General features: G+C 37.1%; 11 protein-coding genes. 1 reads left to right on the forward strand and 10 read right to left on the reverse strand.

Annotation, left to right across the window (positions count from 1 at the left end; all coding sequences use genetic code 11):
• Positions 1-390: 390 nt before the first annotated feature.
• Positions 391-2,718: a WxL domain-containing protein gene (locus IGI79_RS13455; RefSeq protein ID WP_195273611.1), complete on the reverse strand. Its 2,328-nt coding sequence runs from the start codon at positions 2,716-2,718 to the stop codon at positions 391-393.
• 538 nt (positions 2,719-3,256) lie between these two features.
• Here IGI79_RS13455 and IGI79_RS13460 point away from each other — a divergent pair.
• On the forward strand, positions 3,257-4,744 hold the full coding sequence (locus IGI79_RS13460) for a helix-turn-helix domain-containing protein (protein ID WP_195273613.1): 1,488 nt from the start codon (positions 3,257-3,259) through the stop codon (positions 4,742-4,744).
• A gap of 138 nt (positions 4,745-4,882) precedes the next feature.
• Here IGI79_RS13460 and IGI79_RS13465 read toward each other — a convergent pair whose 3' ends face one another.
• The 9 genes from IGI79_RS13465 to IGI79_RS13505 form a co-directional block, all read right to left on the reverse strand.
• A complete protein-coding gene (locus IGI79_RS13465; RefSeq protein ID WP_195273615.1) occupies positions 4,883-5,668 on the reverse strand; it encodes a class A sortase in 786 nt (261 codons plus the stop codon).
• Between the two features lie 92 nt (positions 5,669-5,760).
• Positions 5,761-8,202: a MucBP domain-containing protein gene (locus IGI79_RS13470; protein ID WP_065095627.1), complete on the reverse strand. Its 2,442-nt coding sequence runs from the start codon at positions 8,200-8,202 to the stop codon at positions 5,761-5,763.
• 225 nt (positions 8,203-8,427) lie between these two features.
• Positions 8,428-8,892 carry a hypothetical protein gene (locus IGI79_RS13475; RefSeq protein ID WP_065095626.1) on the reverse strand — a complete coding sequence of 155 codons (465 nt, stop codon included), beginning with the start codon at positions 8,890-8,892 and terminating at the stop codon, positions 8,428-8,430.
• Complete coding sequence (locus tag IGI79_RS13480; protein ID WP_065095625.1) at positions 8,858-10,222, reverse strand: helix-turn-helix domain-containing protein; 1,365 nt, start codon at positions 10,220-10,222, stop codon at positions 8,858-8,860. The genes IGI79_RS13475 and IGI79_RS13480 overlap by 35 nt, the downstream gene beginning before the upstream one ends.
• A 147-nt stretch (positions 10,223-10,369) precedes the next feature.
• On the reverse strand, positions 10,370-11,515 hold the full coding sequence (locus IGI79_RS13485; protein WP_065095634.1) for a DUF916 and DUF3324 domain-containing protein: 1,146 nt from the start codon (positions 11,513-11,515) through the stop codon (positions 10,370-10,372).
• Between the two features lie 226 nt (positions 11,516-11,741).
• A complete protein-coding gene (locus tag IGI79_RS13490) occupies positions 11,742-12,494 on the reverse strand; it encodes a WxL domain-containing protein (protein ID WP_195273617.1) in 753 nt (250 codons plus the stop codon).
• 30 nt (positions 12,495-12,524) lie between these two features.
• Positions 12,525-13,301, reverse strand: coding sequence for a WxL domain-containing protein (locus IGI79_RS13495; RefSeq protein WP_065095623.1), 777 nt, complete (start codon positions 13,299-13,301; stop codon positions 12,525-12,527).
• Between the two features lie 35 nt (positions 13,302-13,336).
• The gene (locus IGI79_RS13500) at positions 13,337-14,158 is read right to left on the reverse strand and encodes a WxL domain-containing protein (protein WP_195273619.1); all 822 of its coding nucleotides are present in this window, start codon (positions 14,156-14,158) and stop codon (positions 13,337-13,339) included.
• 27 nt (positions 14,159-14,185) lie between these two features.
• Positions 14,186-14,518, reverse strand: a complete 333-nt coding sequence (locus IGI79_RS13505; protein WP_195273620.1) for a hypothetical protein — start codon at positions 14,516-14,518, stop codon at positions 14,186-14,188.
• Between the last annotated feature and the right edge of the window lie 731 nt (positions 14,519-15,249).

The raw sequence follows: 15,249 nt of genomic DNA on the forward strand, positions 1-15,249 counted from the left end.
CTTTTGAAATATTTTTGATAAGAGATTTTATTTCCTCATTTGGCTTGATTTACTCATGATTCCAACTTAAATCACTTGAACCACCGCCCAGCCTTAAAATAACTATCACTATTAAATAAGATAACTTTCTTACCAAGTTCATGATTTACAAATAAGTTAATCAAATAGACACACAAATCACGTAATGTTTTTACTAACGGGTAAACAAACTGTTGTGGAGACAGCTTCCATGCAAATAAGGCGACATCCATAAAAATTCCAATGATTTTTATGGATATCACCTTATTTATTGAGATTAACAACTGCCGTCCCACCTCAATTTTTTGATTGTTAAAAATAGATTTTTGGAGAATCACCGCTTTTAACAGTAATGAATAACAGTATTTCTCATCAATTTGCTGGTACATCACTTAACGACCAATTGATGGTCGCTTGGTAAGGTTTTCCTACCGCTATTTTATTGCCATCGACCTGCAACCGGACATCTTCATAACTTAACTCCCAAGCACCTTGACCAGTTCCAGTGGCGGCATCCATGACAGAAACCGCAGCACCATCTTCTTGTAATGTAAAGTCAAGCGCTTGAGGTGCTTTTGCAGTATTCTCTGGCGATGTGTTTAAAGTGCCTGCATGAAAACTGATACTTGCACCTTTTAAGAATGTACCGAACGGTGCAGTCTCCAAATCAGCCATTGTATCACTCGTAAATTGTTGCGACATTGATGCTGTAACGTGCCAACCTTTATTTGTATATGATTCATCAGTGACTTTTAAACCCGTCTGTGTCTCACTGCCGTATGAGTGAGTTCCCGATTTCAATGTCTGTGTGCCAAACTCAACAGTTGGTACTTCATCAAGTGTTGGCATAGCTGGCGGCGCTGTGACATTTAGAGTAAAAGCTACAGTGCCTGCTTGGTAGTACTTGTTCGCGTCAACGGCTAAAGCCTCACTCAGACTTCCATACGTGTTTCCATCAGGTGGTGTCACATCTTTGATTGTGACACCTGCAGGAAGTTCAGGTAACTGCTCGCTAGGATCTTTGATGACTCCACCGGTTACACCTATCTCAGAAGGAATGTCTGGTAAACTTGGTGCTACAGCTCGCGTACTATCGACATAATTGTAGGAAAAGCTCGCAGAGGCAGGTTCAGCTGTCAGATAAATACTAAAATGGTTTGCCCACTTGTTATTTGATAGGTCATCAAATGTAGGATTAGCTACAATCGCAGAAGCTAGATCTGGATATGTTTGCCCATTCTTTCCATCTGGACCCACGATATGATCCACTTTATAGCCAACTGGTACAGTCAACGAAGGAATATTCGTAATTGAATGACCAAAATCACCGGTAATCAATGCTGGATTTGGGACCGGTAAAGTTGCCGCTACTCCTTCTGTTACTATCATAGTTGAAGATGGATCGCCTCCAGTTAACCCAGTGATAGCATCTGTGACAATACCCGTTCCTGGTGTTTTTTCAGTGTAGTATGTCTTAAAATCCGCCGTTTCGGCTATCGGTGAATAGTACACATTGATTGCATTAGGGTTTGCTTCATTATATTCATCATAGTTTGCGACTTTGATTGAAGTAGAAGAAGAAAAATTATAGCCTTTGATTCTAGGCACAACAAATGTGTAATCATCTGATGCATTTGCGAGACTATTTGTTACACCAATCGTATCCCCAGTATTCGCAGTGATTTTCGCAGCAGTTACACCTTTGATTGGCTGATTCGTCGTTTTATCAATAAAATTCACCGGGAAAGTAACTGTTCCGCGTGTTGCAGAGAACGATGCATTCTTAGAAGCATTCGCTCCTTGAATGACTCCTGTATTATTTCCTGTAATGGCTAAACTCCCAAATGACATGTTCTTTTTTAAGGTGATTGTTCTTGAAATTGTTTGTGGTTTATACGCGCCATTGTTGTTATAACCACTATCTGGCGCTGCAGTAAGACTCAGTGTACCCGTATAAGTACCATTTTTATTATCCACAATATTTGACCATGTCATTGTTTGCGTTTCAGAACTCCATCTAGTACTTCCTGAACCTTGAAATTGTAGCGGTGCCGATATTTGTACCCACGGCACAGTGGTAGAACTTGATTGTTCGATTGCCCCATTAGCATCTGTTTTACGAATTTCAATTTTATCTTGTCCTTTATTGGTGCCACTTGGTCCATCAAATGTTCCGTTATACCAAATATCACGTCCTATAAAGAAACTATCTTTCAAGCCTGCAATTCCTAGCTTCTGTCCTGTTGCATTGGGTGCATTTTGTTTGATCATGTCATTATTTGCGGGAGTCAAAAAGAAGCCCGATGCATCCCCCATTTTCCAGACATCTGCTTTATCATACCAATAGGGCGTTTTGATTGTTAATGGTTTAGAAAAATCAAGTGTTGCTCTGATTGATTGATACACCCATGAATTTTTAACTGAGTTCGCTAACCATAAATAATTATTTCCCGAAGCATCCCATTTCCACCATTTGCTGTCACCAGCTAAGATATTCCAGTTATTAGCATTCTGTTGGAATCCGCTATCCAATTCATGGTTGCCTGTATCGGAATTTTCCCCAGGCTCTAATGCTCCTGAAGTAATTACAGCAGCTTCGACCTTCAGCTCAATTCTATGGCTCAAAAGAGTAAGGGTTGGTAGGAAAAAAATTGACATTCCAACAATCACTCGAGCCAGTATTTTTTTCTTTTTGTACATAAATGTTCTCTTCTTTCTTTGGGATAGTTAACCCACTTCATAATTCACTTAGATTATGGTATGTATTCAACAACAAAAAAATATCTAATAAATCACTTGATTAATCACTATATAACGTTACCTGTCATCTACTTTTTCATCTTCATTTTTAGATGTTCATGTAAAGAAATGATGTCTCGCATGAATATTTCTTATGTTCCCTAATACTTACCATATTTAAAACTCATCTTGATTTATAGTAGCAGAAAAGACTCGGTCATTATTATATTTTTTTTGAAAAAAAAGGAAAATATCACACAGATATTCATTTTAAAAAGATTCAAATCCTTCCTACAAAAAACATTCGAACAAACGATATAATATAAACGTTCCAGAAAAGAAATACCATTTTTTGAAGTTGGTAGTAGCACACCTATTCCCTTATGAGAATTTTTTTATTAAGTGTAGATTACATTAGGATTTCCCTTCATATATCTATATAATATGAGTAAAAGAAAACTTATTTTCAATTAGATATAAACTCAATGGGGGTGAGAGCATGAGAGAGTATTTTTTCAACTATAAAGAAAAGGAAATCATACAATTCTTCCAATATTGTTACATAAACAAAAAAGAATACTATCCTAAAAAAAGTATCCAAGAGGCACTAAATATTTCAGAATATCGCTATAAAGCGATTGGTAATAGTGTGGAAGAAATCAAATTAAAATACCCTACTTTTCAATTTCAATATGACAAACATGGATTGTCTATTCATTTTTCAAAAGAATTTTTATTGCTCAAAGTTTATATTCTACTGTTTAAAGAAACTGTAGGATTTAAATTTCTCCTCTCTATTTATAACGAAAATTTTCAGAATTTGGATCGTTTTGCTGAATCCGTCCACCTGCATCAACAAAGCGTTCTATCTAAACTTAAACCCATTCGTATGTTATTAAAAGAATACTCACTTGAATATTTATTGTTTAAGAAGAAAATCAGTGGCGATGAATATCGTACTCGTCATTTTTTCTTTACGCTGTTCTGGCATTTACATGACGAAGAAGATCCAATTATCCCTGAATATCCTGAAAGTTTTCAGGCTCTAGCAACTATGATTCATGAATGTCTCCCCATGCATTCTCATGAAGATATACGTAAACTTTATCTATTCATGAAAATCACGCAACATCGATTGAAAAATGGCTATATGATCACTGAATTGCCAGAAGTGATTGCTAAAGTAAGAAATCCTTTAATTTCTTATGAGGTTTTTAAACGACAAATACAAGGAAAAGAAATAACTAATCTTTTTTTCAAAAAAAATCTGAATGAAGTTGAGATCAATTATCTGTACTATGTGTTTACCGTCGTACCAACTTATACTTGTTTTGAAGAAGAATTACCACCTTTTCGTGACTTTTATAACAAAGAATACAACAAAATTGAACAAACGATTTTCCACCAGTTATCTCAACATATGAAACGAAAATTAACGACACAAGAAGAAGATTTTCTTTCCGTCAATATAATCTATCGAACGACTTATTTTCTCAGTTATGGCAGTGACGAGTTTGTGCCTCCTTATTCCGACTTAGAGTACTTTGATTTTAATGATCCGACTAGAAATCATTACCATAAAATCATAGATGAGATCATCGCACAAATGCCATTGAAGGAAGAAAAATGGCAAAGGATCATTACTAGTCAGTCTTTTCGTTCGTCGCTTTTCCAACTATTGTCGTATGTTCTTGAAATACATCACGAACCGGTAAAAGTAGCAATACTATCTAAATTCGGAAAAATCCATAAGACAGAGCTAAGTAGCTACTTGATAAAACTCAATCCTCGACCGATTGAAATAGTTGCGTATGATCAATCTCCTGATATTATTTTTTGTGACTTTCCACTAAAAGAGGGACGAATACTCAATCCCCAGGCAGAAATCTTTTTTATAAGTGTGAAACCGACACCGTCTCAATGGCTTGAAATAGTGAATTTCATTGATGTAGTTCGAACAAAAAAACAATTTGGTTATTTGTTATAAAATAAAAAATAAGCTGCCAAAACCTAAGTTTGGCAGCCTAATCTATCTAAAATCTCGATTATCTACCGTCCTGTACAACTGAAACCTTATCAAACGAAAGGGCAATAACGCTGATAAACTTTTTTGGAGTGTCTTCAGTCACGTACGCCAAACGTAAATCAAGAAGAAAGTAGCTATAAGAATCAAACTAATGAATGGTAGCAGAAACGTAGTGATATATTGCTGACCTTCTACGTTTTTTATTGTTGCAGCCGTTTGGCTGAACTGGCTAGCATTCGGTGATTTCCCTTTGACCTTTCGCGCTTGAATAAACACGCGTCTTGAAGTTTGCTGCACTTGATCACATGTTACTAGGAAAAGGTAATCTGCTCCCTTATTCGCAAGTTGATCAATGTCTTTTTCATCAATCACCGTATTTTCTTCTACCAAGTATTGGTAATAGTGATCAAAATATTGGACATAGATCACATCTCCCTTTTTTAGCTCATCGATTCGAGCAAACAAAAGATTATACTCACCTACATGATGTCCAATCAGTGTCAATGTCCCTCTTTCAGGTTCACGTTCAGGAAACAAGTCGACAACACCATTGATCATATTTTTTGTCGTTAGTCCGACAAAAATCGGTTGTATGATCTTTACATTCGGAATCACTATCTGACCAATTGCTGACGTATTTTTGTCTGTTGTATGCGTAAAGATATCTTTAACATTCAAGCGCTCGATCTTCTCTGGTACGTCAATCATTTTTGGTAAATTTGTTCGAAAGGTCGTCTGAGTCAATTGTGCATGTGTCGAAATCATAAAATATTTTGAAAATGGAATAGCAAAAAGTATGAGTGAGAACATCAACAGAAAACTAATCACGAGTTTTAAAGTAACATTGCTCTTTACATATCCCGTTGGTCTATACTTGCTACTCATTGTTTCTACCTCCATTCATTCAAAAATAAGCTAACTGCAGTTTATTGTCATTTTTCAAATGTGAGTTCAGCAGAGTGATTTCGAAAAATTTTTTAAGGCGCTAAAATCAAGGACCAGCTGAGAGTTCCAGTAAAACGAGTATTCGTTTTTTGATTAACTACAGAAGCTTCTAAGAAAAATCTTTGATTGACCCAACTATCTGATATATCTGTAAGACCAGTAGATGGTGCATTTTGATTAAAAATGACCAATGGACTACTACTTAAAAATTGATCGCTTGTTCCATCATAAAATCCTAGTCTGCCATCAAAAGAAATCCCATTCAAAACAGTTTCGCCAGTTGCATCTACTTCATGAATTGCTTCACTTTGAGCCACTGCTACAGACCAATTCGATTGATAACTTGAATCTCGACTGTCATTTACCGCAACCTTATCATCTAGCTTTCCTACGAGTCGTTGTGTTTGGCTCGTTACTTCATTAATGCCAAAGTCAATCGTATGTGGCACAGTCAAGTTAATCTCCCCGCGATCAAGCAAATGGACAATAAATTCGCCTTGATCGACAAAATACGGATTTTCCGTTTGTGCATCAGTTATATTATCGTAGGTCTTGCCATTAGGACCAGTTACTGTCTTGATTATTAAGTTATCTTTCACTTGATCATTCACATCTTTAACAATGTCTGGTAGGTTTTCCCCAGTAGTTCCTTTGTACGATATAATTTCAGGCAACGCAAAATTTTGCGACGGATCTATTTTCACAAAAGTAATTTGTACCATACTATCTGTACGTGGAGCTAACTGGACAGTAAACGTATTTTTCTCTTGTGTCATCGACGGATAGCTCTTCAATGCTTCAGCAATTGTCTGTTTCTCACTGCCGTCTGGACATGTTACTTTTGCCACTTGATACCCAAGAGGTACATTAGTCATAATCTGTGCTTCTGTCGTCGAAATCTGATCCCCGATATACCCATTCTCAAGAATACTTTTTGGGATACTTGGTGTATGTTGCGCTGTCGGATCATAAGCAAAATCAAAAGTGGTTGTTGCAGGGGATGACTTTTGTTCATACGTAATGGTGAGCACGTTCTTATCCGTTTTACTTACCAATACATCTTCTGCACGAATTGGACTATAGCCGCTGATTTGCTTCGCATCATACGACCAGCGAGCATTGGCCGCATCCGGTGACAAGCCGTTTACTCCGATCGTTGTTTCAACATTTGCTTGGATCGTCGTATTAGGGGCAATGCTTTTCCCACTTTCATCGACATAGTGGACTTCAACAGATGAAGTCGCCACCCCAAATGAGTAATCACCAACCTTCACCGAAGTCGTTAGTGGTTGAGAAGGATATTCTGGAAATGACTGACCGGCAGAAGAGTCCGCTTTTCCATATCCAATTCCTAACGTCCAATAAAAATTTTTACCAATAGCCACTGAATACGTCTGGCCTTTTAGCTGGGAAGGTATGGTTGTTTGAAAAACAGGCGTCGATCCGACTGCCGCAGATGCTAGATTCCCTATTCCAGTAAAATCTTTGGGAAGTTTCGCACTAGAAGTAATCGTGAGTAAACCGGAGCTTGCAGTATATTTGACACTATAGGTAGCACTCGTAAAATCTTCTGAAGGAGTAGCAATTTCCACACCATTTTCTGCAATAGTCTGGCTATAACCGCTATCCAAGTAGTTAGTGGTCCCGCCTTTTTTCCAGGTAAATGTCTTTCCAGGATTTGATGGATCGAACATAACTGCGACCCCATTCGGATAACCCGCGCCCAATCGATTAGCATCTACATATGTCATTCTCATGGAACTCAATTGTTGACCTGAGGCACTCAATCCAAATGAATTTGGGATTTGTGATATTAGATGTCCTAATGTAGGGTTTGTTAGAGTAAGTGTTGGCAAGACCGTGCCGCCCATCGGAAATGGAATAGTTTCACCAGTCTCATACGCCTTCCAATCCTTTGCTCGTAAAGGAGCAAAGTATAATCCCGCACCACGGTTGCCATAAGCCGTACTTCCGTCCATCCCATAGGTCATCGTAAAATCACTTGTCCAATCGATCTGCGCATCTAAAAAAATGCCAGCTTGCCCATATGGTCCCTTTTTTTGCTTGGTATTAAGCTCTGAATTGACGGTCATCCCTGGTGGATTATCCGTACTTGTTAAAACAGCTTTTCCAGTTGAATCAAATACCGGATCGACTGCTTTTAGCCCCACGGACGTGCCATTGATATCCGGCATATTCCCTGCCTCGTATGCACCTAATCCATCGCCGCCAGTATTAAATTTCATTCTGGACGCATAGGATATCCAATCTTTCGCAGCCAGAGAACCATCTCCTGTAATTTCCCCATAATCATCAGTTTGTGTGATTGTACTAATATCCTGATTCACTACTTCCTTCGTCTGTGCATTGACTTGCATTGAGATCAATGGTGCAGAAATAAATACAACCGTACTTAACAATAAACCAGTTAGTCGACTTCGATTTTGTCTTACTCTTTTTTTCTCTATCTTCATTTTCATCTCCGTACTTACCTTCGTATGTTTAAATTAGTATTTTCAATATCATCTAAACTTGTCTTACACCCACAAGAATCAAGTATCTAAGCAATGTTGGATAGACCAGTGCTGAACTGGCTGATTTATCTTTAAATAAATGGTAACTATCAAACATCATCCCAACTTTATCTACATTTTTGTACTAGCAGCAACTGGCCATTTTGGTCACGTCATCTTTCCCCACTATCCGTCAATACCAAAGAGCATTTTTCCGGACAACGCTGCTAGCATCATTCCCGTATTCGTTTTTCCCACTCTTGCATCTTCATTCGATCCAGCAGTAGAGTGTGTTTTTTTATTTAGTACCACACGCTCTACTGGACGAAAAAAATCATCTTTCTTCACTACTGCTTTTGATTCTTTCAATTGTTTTTGCTGGTTCACATGAGGTTGTGGGACTTGTTTTGTTTCCTCATTTTTTTCTATTTGTTTTTTCTCAGGTGAAGTTACTGTTGCTTCCTCTGGAAGTTGAATATGTTCTGGATTTTTTGGTGTAACCGATTCGGAAGGATTGATTGGATTAAGTATTTCTTCCTCTGCTAAAGCCACCGTGTAATTCGTCTGAAGAAAAAGAACCAAAAAGATACCCGTATAAAGATAACCTTTACTAATTTTATTCATTGATACTTTCGGTTTGTTTTTCATCATTATTCCCACTCTTCTTTATTTTGACATGTACAATCAAATCGCCCAATTTTTCCCAATCAGAAGATGTAGGAGGTGATAACCAAATCACCTGATGACGATGACTATGAAGTTTTAACATATCTGAAATATAAATATCCGCTTCTTCTTCTGTCGCTCCAATATACGATTCGATATTCAACTTACCGAAAGCATCCACTTGTTCTTGAATGTATCGGCTATAACTTTGACCAAAGGAAAAATCGATCACGATTTTTACTTTAGGCGAAAGTAGTTCGATAGGTAAACTAGATAAAAAAAGAAATATATATTCTTTTGCTAATTCATCATAATTTGCCTTAACAGTATCCGTACACCATTCAAATTCTAATAATTCTTGCACGATTCGGTAAGCAAGTGTTTCTGCTAATTGATAGTTTTCTTTGATAAATGAAAATTGTTGAATCGTTGAATTTTCAAAATTTGTCCGCTTCTGAAACAACAGTTTATTATGAATCAATGAAAGTTCCTTAGTCACCTCATGTGTGACACCCCAAGAGGTAATTGCTTGAAATTCAGTTAAGACGCTATGAATCACTTTCTGGTTCAAGATCTCTATTGTTTCTGTTTGCACCAGTTGACAATAAGGAGACAAATTTTCACTACTAATGAAGTATAATAATTCATAAACTTCTGATTCTTGTAAGTTTTGGAAATATGGATTCAATACTTCTGTGATATTTTGTACTAATTCTTTTTTTTGACAAGTTGATACGATTTTTTCCCCATGATGACCAAAATGATTTCTGACCTTTAAAACAAACAAACGATACAGCAACTTAACCTGCTGAGAATTTGAAAGATCATCGTCAAGAAAGTGAGTGATTGAAGAAAGTTGATGAATGATGTCAACCAATTCATCTTTCATACTATCTGTAAAAGGATACGCATTTACTCCATAAAGCGTGTAATAATAGCCATACAAAAACGATTGGATATCTCTTTCTTTTCCCACGAATTGACAACTGCTAGAAATTTCTATCTCAAAAATTTCCAATAATTCATTTGCTTTAGCCATAATCTTATAAACAGTTGCCCGCGAAGCATACAGTACGTCTTCTAAATCAAACGTATTTTCGACTTGTTCCATAAGTACTGCCTTGATTAACGGCGTCAACTTACTTTGACTCGCATAACAGCTAATCAAACAAGAGATGTTCGCAAATGTCTTTCGTGTATATTTTACAGTCTTGGGCTTTACCCCTGTTTCGATCACGAACTGATCGGCTAAATCAAATTCTTTCACATCTGCTTGAACATCTTTTATACAGCTTTCCAACTCGTATCTATTCATCTTCAACTCCTCCATTACATTGGCTTGTAACAGCGGAACTGAAGCATGCGCATCCAGATAGAAGAGGAGTCTAAGTCTGCCTATGGATTTTTTATCTAGAAATTCCAACATCATTTTGTGTCACCTTTTCTAACTGACAGAATCAACTTACGGCAAGGAAATTTTATCTTCTTCATCTTCTTCGTCCTTTTTGCGACGTTTCCAAAGAATAAAGAACAAAAGAAACGCAAGTAATGCCAGAAGGATTCCACCAATCAAGAAGTAAATCCAAGTATTATCCTTTTCGATCGTCACATCTTTTGCATTTAATTCTTTTGCTTTTTCAGCAGTAATCGTAAAGTCTTTTTCAAAATGCCATTTGTAGACATAATGAACATCCGTTTCCTTGCCTTCTTGATCTTTTTCTGTTTGGACATACTCTCCACTAGGATCTTTTTGTCCATACACATCCATGTCTAAATGGTACGTCCCCGCCTTCATTGGTTTAGATGGATTACCACTATCCAACATCCCTTGATTACTGATTGCAATCGGATAATCAAAATTTGTATTTGGTGCCATTTGCATCATTTCTTTGACTGAAGTGAACGTCATGTTTGGATCGTCAACATTGGTGACTGTTGCATCCACTTTCATTTGGTTTAAATAGCCCATTTTTGAATTTTGAAGATTGGCATTGATCACGTTACGAGCATTAACTTGAGACGGAGCAACATCATTTAACGTTAAAGATGGCGCAACTTTCGTGTTTGTTTGTTGCAACACAAGCGCTTCGACATAACTGTATTCGTTTTTCAATGAAACACCTTTTTTATCTGTTGACGAGGTATCTGTTTCAGAGGACTTTTGTTTGAACGTCAAACCGCCCGCAATTACCCCATCAAATTTTTCAGAAGGCATAGTTACCTCGATTGCTACACTCGTTTGTGACTGCGGTTGTAAAGCAATTTCATTAGGCATCTTCACATACTCTGCCAAGTCATACTTCAATGTTTTATCTTTTTTGTTTTCACTCGGACTGTATTCGACCACCCCATTGATGTTGGTGGTAGCACTTGCTACACTTGCTTCGACAGTAACTACTTTATCTGTTGAATTATCTAACAAGACTTGGATTGTTTGTTTTTGCCCTGGTGTCATCAATAAATCAAAATAAGAAACATCTTCTGCTTGGTTTTCTGGTAAGACTGGTGTCATTGAAAATTGAAACTCGTTGGCTTTGACAACTTGATTACTTATCATCGTTACCAGCACCATTACGAACATCGTTAAATAAAATTTTGCCCTTTTCATTTCTGTTGCTCTCTCCTTCGTTTCTATATGTAGAAAAGTTGTGCCAAAAGCTTCCGGACTTTTCGGATAAACTTTCGACACACTCTCTTCTTTTAAAGCTTTATTTTTTCAAATATGTTGTATTCAAAAAATACTGGAGAATGACGAAAATAGGGGGGTATTTCCGGGTTCTTCCTTTTACTTCCCGAATTCGGACATATTTGGTTTCATTTGTGTTCTACTATTTTTAGTTTGCTGGTGTATCACTTAATGACCAAGTGATTGTTGCTTTGTAGCTGCTTGCTAATTTTGTTGAAGCACCTGGAATTTCCAATTTTACAGAAGAATCTTTTGTTGCATCGTTACCAAAGTCTACCAAGTTTGTACCAGCACCATTTCCATCTGTCGCACCCATGACCATGTCTGATTGAACATTTGGATCTAGTGCAGTGATTGTTTTTACTTTATCCGCAGGTGTTTTAGATGCTGAAGCAATCGTTGCATTGGTCAAGTACACTTTAGCACCATCTAAAGTTGCTCCAGGTTTACCAGCAGAAGCTGAATCTGTCGAAGCAAAATCACCCATTTTAACAGTTAACGACCAACCAGCTAGTGTCCCACGATTATCTGTCACTTGGACATAGTTTGGACCAGTAGTTGCATTACCTGTAGCATCTTTGTACTTTTGTGCTGCCGCACTATAAACCATATCTTCTGATGTGATTTCTTGTGTTCCAAAATCAAATGATGAAGCAAAGTCGATAGATAATGGTCCAGGCGTTCCAGGAACAATTGGGATAGTTGGATCAGGATTTTCTGGTGTCACTGGCTGTGTTGGGTTCAATGGATCAATAGGGTCAGTTACGTTAGTAGAAGGTGTATATTTGATTGCTCCATAGGCATCGTAAGTTGCTACTTCGTCTGCTGATGCAGTTGTTGCTATACCTGTTACGATCAATGACGCTAATACGGCTGTTGTATACAATGTTACTTTTTTCATGTGAATTTCTCCTTTTTGATGACTCATTTTTTATTTGTTTGTTGGTAGATCCGAAAGAATCCAGACCAAATTCGTTTTATAGCTCACTGGATCTTTAGGGGTTGATCCAGGAACAAACAATTGAATTGCGGAAGTGAATGTAGTCATTATCTCTTTTCCTTCAATTATTTCTTTTTTTTCGGATAAATCTGTTAAATCTCCCCATCGAGTAATCCATGTCCCAGCTCCTTGATTGAACTCTGCACTCGTTATTACACTTTCTTGATTGGGAACCATTCCTAATACTTCATAGGCAGTTGGTTTTGGAGAGTTGCTGTTACTTACCAGTTCTGGTTTTAGAAAGAACAATGTTGCACCAGTTAATTCCTTGTATTGGACATCTTCTTCAGCTTGAAACTGTTGAGTTTCTTTTACTTTCAACGTCCATCCAGTCAATGTTCCGCGATTATCTGTGACTTGAACAAAATTCGGGGTGATTAAACTCGGATCATTAAAATACTTTTGTGCCTGGGCTTCATAATACTCATCTTTATTGGATATTTGATTCATCCCAAAATCTAAACTACTGGCAAAATCAATTGACAACGCCCCTCCTGTTCCAGGATTAGGCTTAGAACCGTCAGGATTCATGGGATCAACTGGAATTTCCGGGTTGGTGGGATCTACAGGAAGTGTCGGTTTTTTCGATGATTGAAATCTTACCGCATCATACTCTTCTAAATCTTCATGATGTTCTGCATCAACCATTTGAGTGGCAGTTACACTAAGTAGCATAGAAAGTATGCTTGCCAATAAAAACTTCTTCATATAGCCCTCCTTCCTTGGAAAATATCTAAATATCATTAGTTTGCTGGTGTATCGGATAGTGTCCAATTAAGGTTCGTTGTGTAAGTTCCCGCTTTTTTCACTGTGGCGCCTGGTACAGATAGTGTGATTGGTGATTTTGTTGCTATAGCATCTGCACTTGTTGCGGTTGTATCATAATCTGTTGGGGTACCCAATCCGTAAGTCCATGTACCCATCCCTTGGTTTTTAGCTGCTGCAACGATTACTGTTTCTGCGGTAGAAACTGCGTACGAACCTGTTTTTACTTCTTTAGGATAGATAGACGCATCTATGCCTTTTTCTGTAGTCACATGACCACCACTGAAAGATAATTGTGCTCCTGTTAAATAGTCACCTACTTCAGCACTGCTTTCATCTGTCACACTTGGGTCCACTGTGTCTAAATGGAATTGTGCATCTGTCGCTACTGATAATGTCCAACCAGCGAAATTCCCACGGGTATCCGTTACCTGTACATAGTTTTCAGTCGTATTTCCATTGTCAAATGCTTGAGGATGCGCATAGTAGGTTTCATCTTTAGAAGTAATCGATTGTTCGCCAAACGCTAACGAAGAAGCAAAGTCAATCGCTAGTGGCCCACCCGTGCCAGGTCCTGGAGGATTTGTTGGATCAGTTGGATCAATCGGTACGACCGGAATACTTGGATCTGGGTCTTCTGGATCGACTGGGGGTGTAACGGTTGTCCCTTGTTTAAATTCAACCGAAGACTTTGAATCGTACTGCCCAACAGCTGCTGCATTGACAAGTGTTGCTCCGTATGTAGAGATCATTCCAACACCGGCAAGCATTACTAAAGAATATTTTTGTATTTTTTTCATTTTTTATTTGTTCCTTCCTTTTTTCGCTTAGGCGATTTTTTTATTTAGGCTCAATTTTCGGTATAAAATCAAGCTAGCCAACATAGTAATAACAGTTAGAACGTACATTAGAACATTGGAGCTATCACCGGCAGCTGGTATTTTCATTTGTTCGTCTGGAGCTATCAAAAGAATATTTTTCTCATCATCTGTTAAATGTCCGGAGCTAGGGGGAGTCATATATTCATATTTACCATAAAATCCGGTCTCTCCATAACTTCCATAAGATTGAGTATCTGCCCTACCGACAGTTGCATTACTGCTTAATAACAGCAAAAGCAAAACCAAACAAGTCATCCATTTTTGCTTTGACTTAAACATCTTTCCCTGCTTCCTCCTCCTTAGTACTCGTTCATCATACCTTTATGCGGTTTCTTCATCATCTTAATTTTCTGTTAGTTCCTGAAAAAAAATTAAACAAAAAGTCACCTCTCTAAAAGCCTTGGAAAAATATACACTATTTTATCGAGTCACTCTTATAAAAAATTTTAAAAAAAATATAAAATAACTATTAAATTTGTATAAACAAGTTGTCTAATATTTATTTCTTCTGTATTAAATAATTTACACATCCTTTTATTAATAGAATAATTGGTATTGTCCATTTCATATTCATTAAAATAAAGCTTGTAATTAATTAAAATAAATAATAAATAGTATAAAAAAAAAGAACAAAATAATTAAATTTTGATAACTATGAAGATAACTATCTGAAAAATTTCATTCTTTGATCATAGAATGTAGTTGCTTACATTCGATCATCCACTCACGTCTTATGTATCCTAATAAATAGATATAAAAAAAGAGACTACTTCTGTTCCCATCGTTTTTCTGTTTCAGGAGATGCGAGAGGACGATTGTCCCAGTCTCTTTATGTGCTGAAGTAATCGCTCTAACACTATTTTTTTTATGATCCCATTATTTCCTCTATACTTGTAATCCACCACTTCAATAGATATTCAGATAGTTACTGCTCAATGACAAAAAAATAAATTATTCCTTTATTTTAGGTGGAAGATCTCCAATTTCAATAGTCTTGAACCTTTGTTTTT

It is taken from the genome of Enterococcus sp. AZ084 (genome assembly GCF_051714905.1).
In the GTDB taxonomy this organism is placed as follows: Bacteria; Bacillota; Bacilli; order Lactobacillales; family Enterococcaceae; genus Enterococcus_B; species Enterococcus_B pernyi.